The following is a 16,620-nucleotide window of genomic DNA, read 5'->3' on the forward strand; positions in this document are numbered from 1 at the left end:
CCCCCTGCCGCCCGATCCAAAGGCAAACTTCGTTTTCCTTCAGACGCTTAGGAAAGCAACATGCGGCTATTTCTAGCAACCGTGACCAGCTGCCTACTGGCCACCAGCGCTTTTGGCGCCCAGGCTCGGGCCCTGAGCCAGAACGAACGCCAAGTGTGCGGCTGGGGCGCGCAGATCGCCGCCGAGGCGCAACAGGCCAAGCTTTCCGGCGTCACCCTGTACGCCACCCGCAAGAAGCTGCAGGTGCGCAAGTTCGCCAAGCCGTGGATGCGCATGACCGCATTCGGTATTACCGAACAGACCTACAACAGCCGCTCGCGGCTCAAGCCCGCAGCGATCAAGCAGACGTACTACGAGCAGTGCGCGCAGCACGCCGTCGCCAAGCGATAAATGATTATAAATTAGATATTTATATGATTTTTTTAAAGTTATTTAGACATTAAGGACCTGGAGCGGGCTTGCCCCGCGATTGCGCAAGGGCTGCAATCGCCGGCAAACCCGCCCCCACAGTCCGCCGATCAAGGCTCGGCGATACCCGTGGTATCACCAATCAGCGACTCGGCCTTGAGCGGCAACGGCGCGGCCTTGCGCAACCCCGCCACCTGCCCCGCGCTCACCAATGGCGCCTGGTTGCCCCAGCTGCTGCGAATGAAGTTCACCACATCGGCCACCTGCTGATCCGCCAAGCGCCAGCCGAAGCCCGGCATGCTGAAGGTCGAGGGCGCCGTCGCCGTGGCCGGCAAGGTCGCGCCTTGCAGCACGATATGGATCAGCGAGGTGGCATCCTGCCCCTGCACCACCGGGTTGCCGGCCAGCGCCGGGAACACCCGCGCATAACCCTGGCCGTCGCTGCGGTGGCACGCCCCGCAGTTGTCCACGTACAACGCCGCGCCAGGCTTGCCGTCGTCACCCTGCCACAGCGCCTTGGCCACCGCGGGGTCGGCCTGGAACGGCTGATCGTCGGCGTTCACCGCCGGCAGCGTCTTCAGGTAGCGGGCAATGGCCGTGAGGTCGGCATCGCTCATGAACTGCATGCTGTGCTCGACCACGTCGCTCATGCCGCCGAACACCGCCGTGCGCTCGTTGCGACCGGTCTTGAGGAAGGCGACGATCTGCGCTTCATTCCAACTGCCCAGGCCATCCTTGTGGTCACCGCGCAGGCTCTTGGCGATCCAACCTTCAAGCGGCGCGCTGCCCGCCAGGAATGCCTCACCCTCGCCAGCCTCCAGGGCCTTCTCCTGCATGCTGATCGCCCGGGGGGTATGGCAAGCGCCACAGTGCCCCAGGCCCTCCACCAGGTAGGCGCCGCGCGCCACCAGCGGATCGCGCTCGCCAGCCTGGAACGGCTTCACCTCGGGGGCGAACAAGCCACGCCAGAACGCCAGCGGCCAGCGCATGCTCAACGGCCAGGGGATGTCGCTGTCCCGGTTCTGCCGCGCCACCGGCTGCACGCCGTGCATGAAGTAGGCATACAGCGCCTGCATGTCCTGGTCGCTGACCCGCGCATAGGACGGATACGGCATCGCCGGGTACAGCGTGCTGCCGTCCTTGCCGATGCCTTGGCGCACGGCGCGTTCGAAATCCTCGTAGCGGTAGTTGCCGATACCCGTGGCATCGGGGGTGATGTTGGTCGAGTACAGGGTGCCGATGGGTGTCTGCATGGGCAGCCCGCCGGCGAACGGCTTGCCGCCCTTGGCGGTGTGGCAGGCCACGCAGTCACCGGCACGGGCCAGGTATTCACCCTGCCTGACCAGCGCCGGGTCGATACTTTCGGCGGCGTGCAACAGCGTGCTCGCACCCAGGCCAAGCATGGCGATGAACAGTGTCTTGAGCTTCATGACCGGCCTCCTCATGCCTGCACCAATGGGCCGGGGTTCTTCAGGTAGCGCTCGCGGATCGCCCGCGCCGACCAGTAGGTCAGCGCCGCCACCAGCCCGGTGGGGTTGTAGCCCAGGCCCTGGGGGAAGGCCGAGGCGCCGGGGACGAACACGTTGTGCACGTCCCAGCATTGCAGGTAGCGGTTCAGCGCGCTGGTCGCAGGGTCGGTGCCCATGATCGCACCGCCGTTGAGGTGGGTGGTCTGGTAGCTGGACGCATCGAAATGCTGGCCGAAGGCCTTTTTGCCTGCGCTGATCGCCTTGGGCCCCATGGCCTCGGCGATCTTGCCCATGCGCTCGACCATGAAGCGGTTCATCTTCACGTCGTTGTCCTTCCAGTCGAAGGTCATGCGCAACAGTGGCTGGCCGTAGGCGTCCTTGTACACCGGGTCCAGGTCCAGGTAGTTGTCACGATACGACTGGTGCGCGCCGTGGGCGTCCATCGACAGCATGTGCCGGTAGCTGTCGGCCACCGCGGCCTTCCAGGCGCTGCCCCATTTCGGCGTGCCCGGCGGCGTCTTGGTGCCGGAGATCGGCTTGGCGCCGGCCTGGTTGACCCAGAATGGCGAGCCACCGACGAAGCCATGGGGGCCATGGTCGAAGTTGTCGGCGTTGAAGTCATCCACCGCCACGCCATTGCCGCCGGCGCCGATGAACGGGTTGGTGTGGTGACTGTCGCGGTCGAAGAACGCCGTCACCGTGGAAATGTTCTGGTAGGCGAAGTTGCGCCCCACCACCCCTTGGTTGCTGATCGGGTCGTAGGGCTTGCCGATGCCGGAGAGCAGCATCAGGCGCACGTTGTTGTACTGGAACGCGCCGAGGATCACCAGGTCGGCCGGCTGCTCGATCTCGCGCCCCTGGCTGTCGACGTAGGTGACGCCGGTGGCCAGGCGCTTGTCGGCGCTGAGGTTGACCCGCAGCACATGGGCGTTGTTGCGCAGCTCGAAGTTCGGCACCTGGCGCAGCGCCGGGAGGATATTCACGTTGGGCGAGGCCTTGGAATACATGTAGCAGGCGTAGCCGCTGCAATAGCCACAGAAGTTGCACGGCCCCATCTGCGCGCCGTAGGGGTTGGTATAGGGCCCGGAAGTATTGGCCGATGGCAGGTTGTAGGGGTGGTAGCCAACCTCGCGGGCCGCCTTTTCGAACAACTGCGCCGACACGGTGTTCTTCTGCGCCACCAGCGGAAAATCGCTGGAGCGGTCGGCGGCGAACGGGTTGCCGCCCTTGTCGCGGCCCACTACCTGGCCATTGATCGACCAGGCCGTGCCGGAGGTGCCGAAGACCTTCTCGGCGTAATCGAAGTACGGCTCCAGTTCTTCGTAGCTGACGCCGAAGTCCTGGATGGTCATGCCCTCGGGGATGAAGGCCTTGCCGTAGCGCTCCTCGTAGTGGCTGCGCAAACGCAGCTCCACCGGGTCGACGCGAAAGTGCACGCCGGACCAGTGCAACCCGGCGCCGCCGGTCCCGGTGCCAGGCAGGAAGGCGCCGAACTGGCGATACGGCACGGCCACGTCGTTGACGCTGTGGCGCAGGGTCACGGTCTCGCGGGAGATGTCCATGAACAGCTTCTTGCGCGAGTTGTAGGTCAGCTCGTCCATGGTCTGCGGATAGACGCCGTCCGGGTAGGTATCACGGGCCGGGCCACGCTCCAGGGCGAGCACCTGCAGGCCGGCCTCGGTGAGCTCCTTGGCCATGATCGCCCCGGCCCAGCCGAACCCGACGATGACCACATCGACTTTTTTCATCTGGCTCATGCTCACCCCCGCTCGCCGCTGATCGAGACCGGCGGGAACGGATAGCGTTCGTCACGCTCCACCCAGTCCATGAAATCGGCGCGGGCGCCGGGGAAGCCGACCAGTTTCCAACCGGCCAGGCCCTGGTTGCCACCGTGCAGCGGGTCGCTGAAGAAGCCCTCGCGGGTGTTCAGCCAGAGCATGTTGAAGAAGGTCGCCGGCGGCACCGCGGTGAAGGCGGCCTGGCCGTTGTCCAGGGCCTCCAGGGTTTGCTGCTGGCGCGCCGCATCGAGCTGGGCGAAGCCCCTGCCCCATTGCCCCTGGCACCAGGCGTCGGTCTCGGCGATGCCCAGGCGGTAGATTTCCTGAGGGCTGAGCTTGAGCTGGTAGCCCAGCTCGCTGGGGGCATCGGGGTGGAACGGCCCCTGCATGTACCACAGCCCACCGCTGCCGTAACGGGTGTTGAGCTGGCGGTCGATGAACTCGGGCACGCCGGCCTCGGCGGCACCTGGGCCCAGGGCGTCACTGGGGATCAGCACCGCCACGGCGGCGTTGACGAAGGCCCATTCCTGGGCGCTGAAGAATGTCGGCTGGTAAGCCCGGGCCGGCGCCGGGCTGGCGGGTTCACTGGCTTGGGGGGTGGCGCTGTCGGCGAGCACTGCGCTACCCATGCCCGAACTGGCGAGGGTCGCCAGCGGGATCAGGGTCAGGGACTTGCGCAGGAACGCCCGTCGCGCCGGTTGCACGGAGGCGGGATGGTCCTTGGACATGGGGATGTCTCTCTATCGATCAGGTCATACGGGAATCGTCGCTCTTTTGCTGGCCGGTTCCAGGGCTGCCAGGCAGCCCCAGCCCCTTGAGTGCCAGACAAGAGCTGTTGTTATCGGGCAGCGCAACGCTCGCCAGGTTCAATGGGTTCGGCGCGCCCACACCTGCGGGTTGACCAGGTTGGCCGGCCGCTCGCCGGCCAATGCCGCCAGCAGGTTGTCCACCGCGCAGCGGGCCATGGCCTCGCGGGTTTCCAGGGTGGCCGAGCCGATATGCGGCGTGACCACCAGGTTATCCAGCTGCAGCAGCGGCGAATCCAGCGGCAGTGGTTCCTGCACGAACACGTCCAGCCCGGCGCCGCGAATGCGCCGCTCGGCCAGGGCACGCAGCAGCGCCGGCTCGTCCAGCACCCGGCCACGGGAAATATTCACCAGGATCGCCGAAGGCTTCATCAGCGCCAGTTCGCGCTGGCCAATGAGGTTTTCCGTCTCGGCGCTCAACGGCAGGCTCAGGCAGACGAAATCCGCCTCGGCCAGCAACGCGTCGAGGCTGCGATAACCGGCATCGAAGCGCGCCTCTACCTCGGGCCGCGGCTGGCGGGTGTGGTACAGCACGCGCATGCCGAAACCGGCGTGGGCTCGGCGCGCCAGGGCCTCGCCGATTCGCCCCATGCCGACGATGCCCAGGGTCTTGCCCTGCACGTCGCACCCGAACTGCGCCGGCCCGATCCCGGCCCGCCAGTGGCCGGCGCGGATCCAGCCGTCCAGCTCCACCACCCGCCGGGCACAGGCCAGGATCAGGGCAAAACCGGTGTCGGCGGTGGTCTCGGTGAGCACATCGGGGGTGTTGGTCAGCAGCACGCCACGCTGCGCCAGCGCCTCGATGTCATAGTTGTCCACGCCCACCGAGACACTGGAGATCACCTCCAGCTGCGGCGCCAGGTCGAGCAGCGCGCCGTCCAGGCGCAGGCTCGCGCCCAGCAGGCCGTGCGCCCCCGGCAGCGCCGCGCGCAGGCGCGCCAGGCCATCGGCGGCGGGCGACTCGACCAAGGTCACCTCGGCCTGCGCGTGCAAGCGCGCCATCAGCTCATCGGACAGGCGTTTGTAGACGACGATGCGTTTTTTCATCGAAAGGTTCCTATCGGCTCGGCGCCAGGCTGTGCCGGCGCGCCTGTTGCAAAGGATTGAGGACGGCGGTCAGGGCCACCGCCAGCAGCAGCGCGGCGCACATGAACAGGTACGAAGCGCCCGGGCCGCCGGTGGCGCCATTGAGGTAGCCGACCAGGTACGAGCCCGAGAACGAACCCAGCGCGCCCATGCTGTTGATCAGCGCCATGGCGCCACCGGCGACGTTGGCCGGCAACAGTTCGGGGACGATGGCGAAGAACGGCCCGTAGGGCGCATACATGCAGGCCCCGGCCAGCACCAGCAAGGCGTAGGACCACCAGAAGTGCTCGGTGCCCAGGGCATAGGAGCCATAGAACGCCACAGCGGCGATCAACAGCGGCGGCCAGACGAAGCGCTTGCGCTTTTGCAGCCGGTCCGAAGCCCAGGACACCCCGAGCATGGCCAGCACCGCGCCCAGGTAGGGCACCGCCGACAGCCAGCCGGCAGTGACGATGTCCAGCGCCGCGGCCTGCTTGAGGATCGACGGCAGCCACAGGACGAAGCCGTAAACGCCGATGCTCCAGCAGAAATACTGCAGCGACAGGATGATCACCGTCGGCGAGCGGAACGCCTCGGCGTAGTTCTTCACCGGCTTGATGCCCTGCTGCTCGGCTTCCAGTGCCTGGCGCAGGGCGGCCTTTTCCTGGGCATCGAGCCATTTGGCCTGCTCGGGGCGATCATCCACCAGGCGCCACCAGATGAACGCCCAGATGATCGCCGGGGCACCCTCGATGATGAACATCCAGCGCCAGTCGAACTGCTGCACCAGGTAACCGGACACCACCGACATCCACAGGATGGTCACTGGGTTGCCGAGGATCAGGAAGGTGTTGGCCCGCGAGCGCTCGGCACGGGTGAACCAATGGCACAGGTAGATGAGCATGGCCGGCATCACCGCCGCCTCGACCACGCCCAAAAGGAAACGAATGGCGATCAGCCAGTAGACGTCGTGGACGATCCCGGTCAACGTGGCCAGGCCGCCCCACAGGATCAGGCTGGCGAAGATCAACTGCTTGACGCTGCGCTTCTGCGCATAGATCGCGCCAGGCACCTGGAAGAAGAAATAGCCGAGGAAGAACAGCGCGCCGAGCAGCGACGACAGCGCCGGGGTGATCTTCAGGTCGTCGGCCATGCCCGAGGCCGCGGCGAAACCGTAGTTGGCGCGGTCGAGGTAGGCCAGGCTGTAGGTGATGAAGACGATGGGCATGATGTACCACCAGCGTCTGGGAGCGAGGCGATCGGTGTGCATGGGGTTCTCCTGGTCTTGTTGTTTTTGTCACATCAGGTTCGGCGGATTCAGGTTCGCTTGCTCAAGGTGCGTTCATAACGTTCCAACTCATGCCGCTGCGGTAGCCCTTCCATGTCGCCGCGGCTCTGCACCGCGCGGCTGCCGCACCAGTTGCCACGGTCCACCGCGCGGCGCAGGGGCAAGCCTGCGAGCAAGGCACTGACCACGCCGACGGCGAAAGCGTCGCCGGCGCCCACGGTGTCCACCACCTGGGCCACCGGATGGCCGGGCACCACGCCATGACCGCCCTGGGCATCGCGCCAGTAGGCACCCTCGGCGCCCAGCTTGATCGCCACGCACTGCACGCCGCGCTCCAGGTAGAAGTCGGCGATGGCCTGGGGCGACTGGCGCCCGGTGAGCAGGCGGCCCTCCTCCAGCCCTGGCAACAGCCAATCGGCCTTCACCGCCAGGGCGTTGACCTCATCGATCATGGTCTGCCGGTCGGGCCACAGCGACGGGCGCAGGTTGGGGTCGAAGGAAATACTGCGGCCTTGGCTGCGCATGCCGTCGAGCAGTGCGTGGGACAAGGCCCGGCAACTGGCCGAGAGGGCCGGTGGAATGCCCGTGGCATGCAGGTGGCGAGCCTTTAGCAAATGCGCCTGCAGGTGCTGGGGCGACAACCGGCTCGCCGCCGAGCCACGACGGAAATACTCGACCTTGGGGTCGCGCCCATCGTCGCAACGCTCCTTGAGCTGAAAGCCGGTAGGGTGCTCGGCGTCGACTTCGACCTGGGCGCAATCCAGCCCCTCGCCGCGCAAGGTGGCGAGCACGAAGGCGCCCAGCGAATCGTCACCGACCCGGCTCAGCCAGTTGACCCGCAGGCCCAGGCGCGCCAGGCCGATGGCCACGTTGCTGTCGGCCCCGGCGATACGCTTGCCGAAGCCCTCGACCTGGGCCAGGTCGCCGCACTGGCCGGCGACGAACATGGCCATGGTTTCGCCAAAACACAGCACGTCATGCTCAGCCATGGCACACCTGCCCTTCGAGCTCGGCCAGCTGGGCAACCTGCTGGGCGGTGTAGGCCAGCAGGTCGTCGGCCACCAGCGGGTATTCGATGGCGCGCGGCAGGCCCGGGGCAAAGTGCTTGACCAGCTCACGCCACTGGGCCAGGTCCAGGGCCTGCGGCGGCACCGCCACCAGGCGCCCGTCAGCGCGCCGCGCCACGGCCTTGCAGTGCACGTAGCGCACCCACGGGCCAAGCAACTGCGCGGCCAGCAACGGCGACTCGTCGTGCCAGTACCAGTTGCCGATATCGAAGGTCATGCCCGGCGCCACCGCCAGGCGCTGAGCCTCGCGGAAGAACGCCAGCAAGGTATCCAGGCGCCCGCCATGGGCGGTCTGGTCGTTTTCCACGAACAAGGCCGCGCGGGCCTGCAGCAGTGGCGTGAGGGCCCGCAGGTCGCAGCCGTCGCGGTAGTGCCCCAGCGACACCTTCAATGCCACGGCCCCCAGTGCATCGGCGCGCTGCAGGCGCTCGCCGATGGCCGGCTCCAGGCTGCCGTCCTCACGCCACAACTCCAAAGGCGTGGAGTACAGGCTTTGCAGGCCATGCTCGGCGGCCTGGCTGCGCAGTAAGGCGAGATCGGGCGCCTGGTCGAACAGCTCTTCGCGCCATTCCACCCGACGCACGCCCGCCGCCGCCAGCAAGGGCAGGTAGGACGCCTGGCCGAGGTGCCGCACGCTGTCGGCACCGAAGCTCGACAGGCTGATGGAGACCGTATTGCTGTGCATGCTCGTGATCCTTGTTCTTGTTGAATGAAACCGGTTTCATTTTCAGCCAGGCTACAACCCGTCGACCAGCCCGTCACGGACGCGGTCGGGTTGAGCCTCGGGGAATCAGGCGGGCGCGCAAGTCCAGGCGCCGGGCCGGCGCGCGGCTGCCTTGCAGACGCTCGAGCAGGCATTGCACGGCGGCGGCGCCAATCTCGGCGGTCGGCTGGGCCAGGGCTGTGATGCCGCTGCCGACCAGGGGGTACCAGTCCAGCTCATCGAGGGCCAGCAGCCCCGCCTCGTCGAACAGTTGCCCACCCCGTGCATGCAGCAGGCGCACCACTTCGAGGGTCGCGACGCCGTTGCAGGTGAACAGCGCCTGTGGCCCATGCCCTGCCCCGGTGAGAAACCCTTGCAGTTGCCCGGGCAGTTGCGCGCCGACCTCCAGCACCTGCCCACGCAGCCCTCGGCGCCGGGCGATGCCGGCCAGGAACGCATCGATCCGCTCCTGCCGCGAACTGGTGCCGTCGAGTGGCTCGGTCACCGCCAGGATGTCGCGGTAGCCTTGCTGCTGCAGGTGCTCGAGCGCCTGCTCGACGGCATCGCCATTGTCCAGCCCGACCAGGTCGCCCGGCAGCCCCGCCAACTGCCGGTCCACCAGCACCATCGGCAGGTCGCCGGCCAGGCTGGCCAGTTCGCCGGCCCGATGGCCCAGGGTGTTAACGATCAGCCCATCGACGTTGTAGGCCTGCAAGGCCTGCAGGTGCGTGCGCTCCTGGGCATCGTCACAATCGGTGTTGCACACCACCAGGCTGTAGCCCTGTTGGCGGCAGGCGGTTTCGACAGCGTGCATCACCGCCACCGAATAGGGGTTGCGGATATCGGCCAGGAGCATGCCGATCAGCCCGGTGCGGCCGCGCTTGAGCGCGCTGGCCATGCGATTGGGCCGGTAGCCGAGGCGCTCGACCACCGCGGCGATGCGCGCGGCCGTGGCCTCGGCGAGCAGTTGCCGATCCTCACCCATGTAGCGCGAGACGGTGGCCTTGGACACGCCCGCGGCCTTGGCGACTTCGCTGATGGTGACCCGCGTGCGCGCGGGAGCCTGATCCTTGTCCACCCGATACCCTTCTTCTTGTTACAGCGGTTGTTATTGGTGTGTATGCAGGGGTGATGAAAACGGTTTCAATGAAATCAGGGATGCCCCCGATCGTCAAGTGACGCTCGTTCGGCCAAAGCACAGGCGAACTGTGCCAAAGGGCTGTACGGTCGGAACCAGCACGTTATGGTGGGCCAGGACGCCATATCGACTGCCCGGGAGCGCGCCATGACCACCGTGTTTCGCATCAGCCTGCTGTTGTTGCTTGCCGGCCTGCTCCTGGGCGATATCGTCGTGGCCAGCATCGGCCTGGCCGGGTTGTGCGGCGGCGCGGTCCACGCCAGCATCCTGCAGGATGCCGAAGCCCCCGCCCCGGTCGAAGCACCATTCATCGCCTAGCAGCCGCTCAACGCCACGGCCCGCCGCTCCCCGGCAAAGAACAGCGGCCGCAGGCGCACGCCCACCAGGTTGCCGGCGTACGCCGCCACCAGCCACAGCCAGCCATGCACGCTACCCGAGGCGATGCCGCTGAAATACGCACCGATGTTGCAGCCATAGGCCAAGCGTGAGCCATAGCCGAGCAACAACCCGCCGATCACCGCCGCCAGCAGCGAGGCCAGGGGAATCTTCAGACTGGGCGCAAAGCGCCCGGCCAGGCCGGCGGCGAGCAACGCCCCCAGCACGATGCCGATGTCCATGACCGTGGTGATGTCCTGCCACAGCGGCGCGGCCAGCGCCTTGGCATTGGCCGGCGCCTGCCAGAACACCCAACTGCCCACCTCGATGCCCAGCCCGTTCAAGGCCTTGGCGCCCCATAGGGCAAAGGCCGAAGTGATACCCCAGGGCCGTCCGGCCAGGGCCAGGGTGGCGTAGTTCAGCAGGGCCAGGGCAATGGCGCCCCACAGCAGCGGCCAAGGCCCGCGCAGCAAGCGGCGCAGCCCCTGGTGCTCAGTGGCTGGCGCGGCCTCCAGCACACCATGGCGACGCTTCTCCAGCACCACCGTGGCCCAGCCGATCGCCGCGAACAGCGCCAGGCTGGCCAGCAGCGCCGGGCCCACGCCCCAGGCCTGGACGATCGAGGTCGCCGGCAACGACGGCAGCGCGAACCACCAGTCGGCGTGATGGGTGGCGCTCACCGAGCCAATGATGAAGAACAGCAGGGTCACCAGCATCCGCGCATTGCCGCCGCCCACGGTGAACAGCGTGCCCGAGGCGCAGCCGCCGCCAAGCTGCATGCCGATGCCGAAGATGAACGCGCCGAACACCACCGACACCCCGGCCGGCGCAACCAGCCCGGTCACCGGCTGGCCGAACAGGTTGCCCGCCGCCAGCGCCGGGAAGAACAGCACCACCGCCAGCGCCAGCATGACCATCTGCGCCCGCAGCCCGGCGCCCCGCCGCTGGTTGATGAATACCCGCCAGGCCGAGGTGAAGCCGAAGGCGGCGTGATACAGGGTCAGGCCCAGCGCGGCACCGACGATCAGCAGCAGCACCTGCTTGAAGCCGGTTTGCCGGTTGAGGAACCAGGCCCCTGCCAGCAGCAGGGCCAGGGCGATCGACGGCGCGCCAAGGCGGCGCGGCTCAGGTGTGGCTGACATAAAAAGACCCATCGCGATACTCGGAAACCCGTGGAACAGCCGGCGAGTATAGCGTTACGGCGCAGCATCGGGCAGACGAAGGGTGCAACCGAGCCCGGCAGGAGCGGCTCGGAAACAACCTACACAAGTGCAAGAAATTTCAGATTGGGCGTTGTGTTTTGCTACTGACCTGGATTTCCCCCGCCACAGGACAGTGCCATGCTCAAACCCGCACAACTGGAAAAACTCCGCGAAGTCATTTCGGAAAACCTGCGCGTCCAGCGCGACAACGACCCGGTGGCCTACATCAGCGTCGGCACTGCGTTGCAGGATGCGATCTCCAAGCAGAACCACGCCATCTTCGCCCGCCGCGGCTGTGGCAAGACCCTGCTGCTGCACCATTCCTCGCGCAGCCTCAAGCCCGAGCTCAAGAGCATCTACCTCAACTGCGAGGACTTCAAACGCCACTCGTTCCCCAATGTCCTGGTAGAGATCCTGGCGTCGATCTTCCGCGAACTGGACAAGAACATCTCGGGCTGGTTCGGCAAGAAGAAAAAGCTCAAGCAGATCATCAAGGACATCCTCGACAAGCTCAAAACCCTGCACGTCAACGCCGATGCCCACGAGGAAGAGGTCAGGAGCCGCAGCGCCAGCGAACAGCATGCCGGCTTCGACGCCGGCATCAAGATCGACGACATCACCTTCAACGCCAAGCACACGGCCAAGGAAACCCAGGAGGTCGAGCGCTCGTTCCGCATCCACCGGCAAAAGCTGCAGGAGCTCGACCTCTGGCTGCCGCGGCTCAAGGACAACCTGCGCGAGCTGTTCGCGGCATCGAGCACGGTCAAGGGCATCCTGCTGCAGATCGACGACCTGTACCACCTCAAGCGCACTGACCAGGCCTTCGTCGTCGACTACGTGCATCGGCTGTGCAAGGACATCCCGATCTACTTCAAGATCGCCACCCTGCGCCACTCCTCCACCCTCTACGTCGACCGCGAGGGCCAGCCGATCGGCGCCCAGGAGCGCCACGACTACCAACCCATCGACATCGACTACACCTTCAGCAACTTCCCCCGCACCCTCAAGCAGAACCACGCCATTCTCTTGCAGTTCGGCGCCCAGGCCGGCATCAGCGAGGCGCAGATCATGGGCCTGTTCAAGGGCGAAGGCTTCGACCGCCTGGTGATGGCCGGCGGTGGCGTGCCGCGCGACGTGCTCTCGCTGTTCCTGCACCTGCTCAACGAGACCGTACAGAACGAAGGCGGCAAGATTGGCAAGGACGAGGTGCGGATCCTTTCGCGCAACAACTTCGAGCGCAAGATCGAGGAGCTCAAGCAGGACTCCAAGGACGACGAGCAGGACGACCTGATCAAGGGCATCTACATCATCAAGAGCTTCTGCCTGGACAAGAAGAACAACATCTTCGTCATCGAGGAAAAACTGCTGCAGCAGAACGACGCACTACGGGCGCTGATCTATCGCCTGCTCGACTACCGCATCATCCACAGCTGCGCCACCGCCCTGACCCACAAGTCGGCCGAGGGCACCTTCCAGGCCTTCGCCGTCGACATCGGCTGCTACGCCCATTACCGCAAGCTGGACGGGCGCTTCAACGAAATCGACGTGACCCATGCCGCAGCCAAGGAGCGGATGCGCTCGGCGCCGATTCTCGACCAGACCAAGATCGACAACATCGTCGCCTCGCTGCCCGGCCACGGCCAGGTGGAACTGCTGGCAGAAGCCATGGAGGAGGAAGCCAGCGAGGCCTAGTGTGGTGCTTTTGCAAAAACCACTCGCTACTGTTTGCCAACACCGCACTAAGGTTTGCGGGCCCAGCAGCCGAACATCACATCGCCGATGTAGATACCCCGCGCCTGCCGCCGCTCGGCCTCGAGCCGGGCGTGCAGGGTGTCGATGCCGACCTGGCGCGGCGTGGCCACGCCCAGGGCGATGATACGCGGCAGGCAGGCGCGGATGATCGCGGCCAGGCCCGTGTCGTTGTCGGGGGTCTGCACCAGGCATTCGGCGCGCAGGTCCTGAACCTTCAGGCCGGCCTGGCTCAGGGTCGCATGCAGGTGGAAACCACACTGCAGGTCCGCCCCTTCGGCAGCGAGCATGCGCTGCAGCCAGCGGGTTGCCCTGCGGTGCAGCGGGAAGGGTTCGAGGCTGGCTGGGGCCAGGGTGGTGTCATGCTCCTGAAACACCATCACGCCACCGGGCAGCAGGTGTCGGGCCAGGGTCCGCACCGCCTTGGGCGCATCGGCCTGGTACATCAGCACCCGCCGCCCGACCACGGCGTCGAACAGCCCCAGCGAGGCCGGCGGGGCGTTCAGGTCGGCAGCCACGAACAGCAGCGATGCCGCGCCCGTGGGGGCCTCGCGCTGCTGGGCGCTGGCCAGTGCCGCGGTCAAGTGGTCGATGCCCACCACTGCCCCGTCCTCGCCCACCAGCTCGGCCAGCAGCACGCTCACCTCGCCGTTGCCACAACCGACATCGAGCACGCGCATGCCCGCGCCGATGCCGGCGTCCAGCAGCAGCCGCGTGGTGAAATCCGCTTTCGCACATGCCATGGCCTGCTCCTTCACAAGGCGCCCAGTGTGCCGAGCCTGGTGGTTCGGGCACAAGGGCTCCTAGGACAAGGCCTGCCGTGCCTGTACGCAGTCGCCAGGCCTGGCGCCGTGCGGATGCACCTGGCTCAGGCCTGCGGCACCCGCTGCGCGAGCGCGGCGGCCTGCACCGGCGGGGTCAGACGCAGGACCCGGTCACGGCCGCCTTCGGCCAGCAGGTAGCCGCCCTTGCCATCGGGCACGATGGCTTGCGGCGCCTTCAGGTAACTGAGCACGACGTGTTGCACGCCGGCGCCATCGACCCGCAGCAGCCGCGCCCGATGGGTCGAATCCTCGCTGATCCACAGCCCACGGGCATCGCACAACAGGAAGGTGGGATTACGCAGCCCCTCGACCACCACCGGATCGTTGCCTTCGGCACTCAACGCGCGGATCTTGCCGGTACTCTTCTCGGTGTACAGCAGTCGCCCGTCATTGCAGCGGGTCAGGCCCTCGGTCTCGGTCAGCCCCGCGCGCAGCACCTCGAGCTGGCCGCTGCGCCAGTTGTAGCGCAGCAGCCGGCCATCGCCCTTGCGGTCCTCGATGGCATACAGGTGCTCGCCATCGTTGTACAACCCTTGGACGTTGTTGCCCTGGAACAGCGTGCTGACCTGGCCACTGCGCGATACGCTGACCGGCGCCCCGCCCACCTCCTGGCTGAACGCCCAGCCGCCGTCGACGGCGACCATGCCATCAGGCTTGGACAGCCCCTCGAGCAACACCACCCGGTCACCCTCGGCGCTGATGCGCAGGATGCTGCCCTTGCCGCCATTGAGCTCGCGGCTCACCAGCAGGCTGCCGTCGGTCTGGGGCAGCAGCGAGGCGGCCCGGGCCACCGAGTTGTGCAGCACCTGCACCTCCCAGCCGTCGGCGGCCTGCACCGGGTAGAAGGTTTGCCAGGCGAAGAAGCCCAGGGTGCTGGCCACCAGGCCTGCGGTAGTGGCCAAGGCCAGGCGAACACCACGCTTGCGCAGCACATGCATCATCTAGTCGGCTCCTTGAAAGTGCCGGCGATGCTAGCAAGGGGATGTGAAAAAAATGTCGTGGATCCAATGTCGCAGATCCCTCCTACATTGATATAGGAATTGGCTTGCATGCGCACCGGCAAGCCAGCGAGGACTGCATTCACAAACCAAATACTGGGTATTTCAACATTTCATTTGTAGATATCGGGAACTGCCCCCTATGCTGCCGTGGCATCCCCTGCACGCACCGGCCGGTGTGGTCCCAGGCACGGGGAGAGAACAACAAGTCGAGACCGTTCATGTCGAAACCTTCCTACTTCGCCCCCCACGGTGGGCACCCGGCTCAGACCGAGCTGCTGACTGACCGTGCCATGTTCACCGAAGCCTATGCCGTGATCCCCAAGGGCGTGATGCGTGACATCGTCACCAGCCACCTGCCGTTCTGGGACAAGATGCGCATGTGGGTCATCGCCCGCCCGCTGACCGGCTTCGCCGAGACCTTCTCGCAATACATCGTCGAAGTCGCCCCCGAAGGTGGCAGCGAGCGGCCCGAGCTGGATCCGAACGCCGAAGCGGTACTGTTCGTGGTCGAAGGCGAAATCGACATCACCGTCGAAGGCAAGCACCACACCCTGGTCCCCGGCGGCTATGCCTTCCTGGCACCGGGCGCCGACTGGAGCCTGCGCAACAACAGCAAGGCCAACGTCACCTTCCACTGGCTGCGCAAGCACTACCAGAAAGTCGAAGGCCTGCCGGCGCCGGAGTCGTTCGTCACCCACCGCGACAACGCCACCGTCATCGAGATGCCAGGCACCGAAGGCCGCTGGGTCACCACCCGCTTCGTCGACATGGCCGACATGCGCCACGACATGCACGTGAACATCGTCACCTTCCAGCCCGGCGGCGTGATCCCGTTCGCCGAGACCCATGTAATGGAACACGGCCTGTACGTACTGGAAGGCAAGGCGGTGTATCGCCTGAACCAGGACTGGGTCGAGGTCGAGGCCGGCGACTTCATGTGGCTGCGCGCCTTCTGCCCGCAAGCCTGCTACTCCGGCGGTCCAGGCCCGTTCAGCTACCTGCTGTACAAGGACGTCAACCGCCACGTGCACCTGACGCTCAACCCACAGCGTTGATCGCCCCTGCCTGACCTGTGGGAACGGGGCAAGCCCGTTCCCACATTGCTGGGCCATACTCAGCACATCTCCTTCTCCGGCTTCTTGCCATGAACCTCCCCCGCGCCCTGCTTGCCCTGCTCCTGCTACCGGCTGCCACGTCGTGGGCCGACAACTGGCAACTGGCCCGCCAACAAGACGGCATCGACGTCTACCTGAGCAGCGTCGAGGGCTCGCCCTACCAGCAATTTCGCGGTGTCACCCGGATCAAGGCCAGCGTGCGCACCCTCACCGACCTGCAGGAGAACCTGCGCGTGGCCTGCAAGTGGCTGTACGCCTGCGCCGACATGCGCCTGCTGGAGGTGGACGGCGATACCACCTGGGTCTACCTGAGCACCGCCCTGCCCTGGCCGGCCAAGCCCCGGGACATGGTGTTGAAGGTGCGTACCGAGCGCCTTGCCGACGACACCCTGGTCCGCCACCTGAGCGCCGAACCCGGGCGGGTACCGGTGACGCCCGGGTTGATCCGCGTGCGCCGGCTCAGCGGCGAATGGATCATGCGCCCGCTGGGCGAACGCGACACCGAGGTCACCTACCAGTTGCGCGCCGACCCGGCCGGCGACGTGCCGGGCTGGCTGGCCAACCAGTTCGTGGTGGATGCACCGCTGGTCACCCTCAAGACCCTGCGTGCCGTGGCCGAGCGCCAGCCCTGA

General features: G+C 66.5%; 16 protein-coding genes. 5 read left to right on the forward strand and 11 right to left on the reverse strand.

The features are described 5' to 3' along the window. The first annotated feature begins 60 nt into the window (after positions 1-60). The gene (locus NJG22_RS20035) at positions 61-390 is read left to right on the forward strand and encodes a hypothetical protein (protein ID WP_217847676.1); all 330 of its coding nucleotides are present in this window, start codon (positions 61-63) and stop codon (positions 388-390) included. 128 nt (positions 391-518) lie between these two features. Here the strand turns inward: NJG22_RS20035 and NJG22_RS20040 are convergent, their stop codons facing one another. The 8 genes from NJG22_RS20040 to NJG22_RS20075 form a co-directional block, all read right to left on the reverse strand. Further along, positions 519-1,838: a cytochrome c gene (locus NJG22_RS20040; protein ID WP_253097036.1), complete on the reverse strand. Its 1,320-nt coding sequence runs from the start codon at positions 1,836-1,838 to the stop codon at positions 519-521. An 11-nt stretch (positions 1,839-1,849) separates the two neighbouring features. Next, a complete protein-coding gene (locus NJG22_RS20045) occupies positions 1,850-3,634 on the reverse strand; it encodes a GMC family oxidoreductase (protein WP_253097038.1) in 1,785 nt (594 codons plus the stop codon). Positions 3,635-3,636: 2 nt separating this feature from the next. Further along, a complete protein-coding gene (locus tag NJG22_RS20050) occupies positions 3,637-4,383 on the reverse strand; it encodes a gluconate 2-dehydrogenase subunit 3 family protein (protein WP_253097046.1) in 747 nt (248 codons plus the stop codon). A 138-nt stretch (positions 4,384-4,521) separates the two neighbouring features. After that, positions 4,522-5,508 carry a D-glycerate dehydrogenase gene (locus NJG22_RS20055; RefSeq protein WP_253097047.1) on the reverse strand — a complete coding sequence of 329 codons (987 nt, stop codon included), beginning with the start codon at positions 5,506-5,508 and terminating at the stop codon, positions 4,522-4,524. Between the two features lie 10 nt (positions 5,509-5,518). Next, entirely contained in the window at positions 5,519-6,796 is a 1,278-nt protein-coding gene (locus NJG22_RS20060; protein ID WP_253097049.1) for an MFS transporter, read from the reverse strand. Positions 6,797-6,843: 47 nt separating this feature from the next. After that, complete coding sequence (locus NJG22_RS20065) at positions 6,844-7,803, reverse strand: sugar kinase (protein WP_253097058.1); 960 nt, start codon at positions 7,801-7,803, stop codon at positions 6,844-6,846. Beyond that, complete coding sequence (locus NJG22_RS20070) at positions 7,796-8,566, reverse strand: AP endonuclease (protein ID WP_253097060.1); 771 nt, start codon at positions 8,564-8,566, stop codon at positions 7,796-7,798. The genes NJG22_RS20065 and NJG22_RS20070 overlap by 8 nt, the downstream gene beginning before the upstream one ends. A 73-nt stretch (positions 8,567-8,639) precedes the next feature. Continuing rightward, on the reverse strand, positions 8,640-9,662 hold the full coding sequence (locus NJG22_RS20075) for a substrate-binding domain-containing protein (protein WP_253097066.1): 1,023 nt from the start codon (positions 9,660-9,662) through the stop codon (positions 8,640-8,642). Between the two features lie 207 nt (positions 9,663-9,869). Between NJG22_RS20075 and NJG22_RS20080 the strand changes: the two genes are divergently transcribed. Continuing rightward, a complete protein-coding gene (locus NJG22_RS20080) occupies positions 9,870-10,040 on the forward strand; it encodes a hypothetical protein (RefSeq protein ID WP_253097068.1) in 171 nt (56 codons plus the stop codon). Here NJG22_RS20080 and NJG22_RS20085 read toward each other — a convergent pair. Next, positions 10,037-11,251 carry a YeeE/YedE family protein gene (locus tag NJG22_RS20085; RefSeq protein ID WP_253097070.1) on the reverse strand — a complete coding sequence of 405 codons (1,215 nt, stop codon included), beginning with the start codon at positions 11,249-11,251 and terminating at the stop codon, positions 10,037-10,039. The genes NJG22_RS20080 and NJG22_RS20085 overlap by 4 nt on opposite strands. A gap of 186 nt (positions 11,252-11,437) precedes the next feature. Here NJG22_RS20085 and NJG22_RS20090 point away from each other — a divergent pair, with 186 nt between their 5' ends. Then, the gene (locus NJG22_RS20090; protein WP_253097072.1) at positions 11,438-12,991 is read left to right on the forward strand and encodes a hypothetical protein; all 1,554 of its coding nucleotides are present in this window, start codon (positions 11,438-11,440) and stop codon (positions 12,989-12,991) included. Positions 12,992-13,038: 47 nt separating this feature from the next. Here NJG22_RS20090 and NJG22_RS20095 read toward each other — a convergent pair whose 3' ends face one another. Together NJG22_RS20095 and NJG22_RS20100 are read right to left on the reverse strand one after the other, a co-directional pair. Next, entirely contained in the window at positions 13,039-13,791 is a 753-nt protein-coding gene (locus NJG22_RS20095) for a methyltransferase domain-containing protein (protein ID WP_253097081.1), read from the reverse strand. A 125-nt stretch (positions 13,792-13,916) separates the two neighbouring features. Continuing rightward, positions 13,917-14,813, reverse strand: coding sequence for a hypothetical protein (locus NJG22_RS20100; protein ID WP_253097083.1), 897 nt, complete (start codon positions 14,811-14,813; stop codon positions 13,917-13,919). Between the two features lie 278 nt (positions 14,814-15,091). On the opposite strand from NJG22_RS20100, the gene NJG22_RS20105 reads away from it, so the two are divergent. Continuing rightward, positions 15,092-15,928, forward strand: a complete 837-nt coding sequence (locus NJG22_RS20105) for a bifunctional allantoicase/(S)-ureidoglycine aminohydrolase (protein ID WP_134692064.1) — start codon at positions 15,092-15,094, stop codon at positions 15,926-15,928. Between the two features lie 89 nt (positions 15,929-16,017). Continuing rightward, positions 16,018-16,620 (forward strand): START domain-containing protein, encoded by a 603-nt coding sequence (locus NJG22_RS20110; protein WP_253097085.1) that lies wholly within the window; start codon positions 16,018-16,020, stop codon positions 16,618-16,620.

Source organism: Pseudomonas sp. VA159-2, from assembly GCF_024126635.1.
Classification (GTDB): Bacteria; Pseudomonadota; Gammaproteobacteria; order Pseudomonadales; family Pseudomonadaceae; genus Aquipseudomonas; species Aquipseudomonas muyukensis.

Bases quoted from the DNA above. Each gene is read 5' to 3' on its own strand.
- NJG22_RS20080 (WP_253097068.1), top strand. From the start codon at position 9,870: ATGACCACCGTGTTTCGCATCAGCCTGCTGTTGTTGCTTGCCGGCCTG.
- NJG22_RS20035 (WP_217847676.1), top strand. From the start codon at position 61: ATGCGGCTATTTCTAGCAACCGTGACCAGCTGCCTACTGGCCACCAGC.
- NJG22_RS20055 (WP_253097047.1), bottom strand. From the start codon at position 5,508: ATGAAAAAACGCATCGTCGTCTACAAACGCCTGTCCGATGAGCTGATG.
- NJG22_RS20110 (WP_253097085.1), top strand. From the start codon at position 16,018: ATGAACCTCCCCCGCGCCCTGCTTGCCCTGCTCCTGCTACCGGCTGCC.
- NJG22_RS20090 (WP_253097072.1), top strand. From the start codon at position 11,438: ATGCTCAAACCCGCACAACTGGAAAAACTCCGCGAAGTCATTTCGGAA.
- NJG22_RS20070 (WP_253097060.1), bottom strand. From the start codon at position 8,566: ATGCACAGCAATACGGTCTCCATCAGCCTGTCGAGCTTCGGTGCCGAC.
- NJG22_RS20060 (WP_253097049.1), bottom strand. From the start codon at position 6,796: ATGCACACCGATCGCCTCGCTCCCAGACGCTGGTGGTACATCATGCCC.
- NJG22_RS20045 (WP_253097038.1), bottom strand. From the start codon at position 3,634: ATGAGCCAGATGAAAAAAGTCGATGTGGTCATCGTCGGGTTCGGCTGG.
- NJG22_RS20065 (WP_253097058.1), bottom strand. From the start codon at position 7,803: ATGGCTGAGCATGACGTGCTGTGTTTTGGCGAAACCATGGCCATGTTC.
- NJG22_RS20085 (WP_253097070.1), bottom strand. From the start codon at position 11,251: ATGGGTCTTTTTATGTCAGCCACACCTGAGCCGCGCCGCCTTGGCGCG.
- NJG22_RS20040 (WP_253097036.1), bottom strand. From the start codon at position 1,838: ATGAAGCTCAAGACACTGTTCATCGCCATGCTTGGCCTGGGTGCGAGC.
- NJG22_RS20100 (WP_253097083.1), bottom strand. From the start codon at position 14,813: ATGATGCATGTGCTGCGCAAGCGTGGTGTTCGCCTGGCCTTGGCCACT.
- NJG22_RS20050 (WP_253097046.1), bottom strand. From the start codon at position 4,383: ATGTCCAAGGACCATCCCGCCTCCGTGCAACCGGCGCGACGGGCGTTC.
- NJG22_RS20095 (WP_253097081.1), bottom strand. From the start codon at position 13,791: ATGGCATGTGCGAAAGCGGATTTCACCACGCGGCTGCTGCTGGACGCC.
- NJG22_RS20105 (WP_134692064.1), top strand. From the start codon at position 15,092: ATGTCGAAACCTTCCTACTTCGCCCCCCACGGTGGGCACCCGGCTCAG.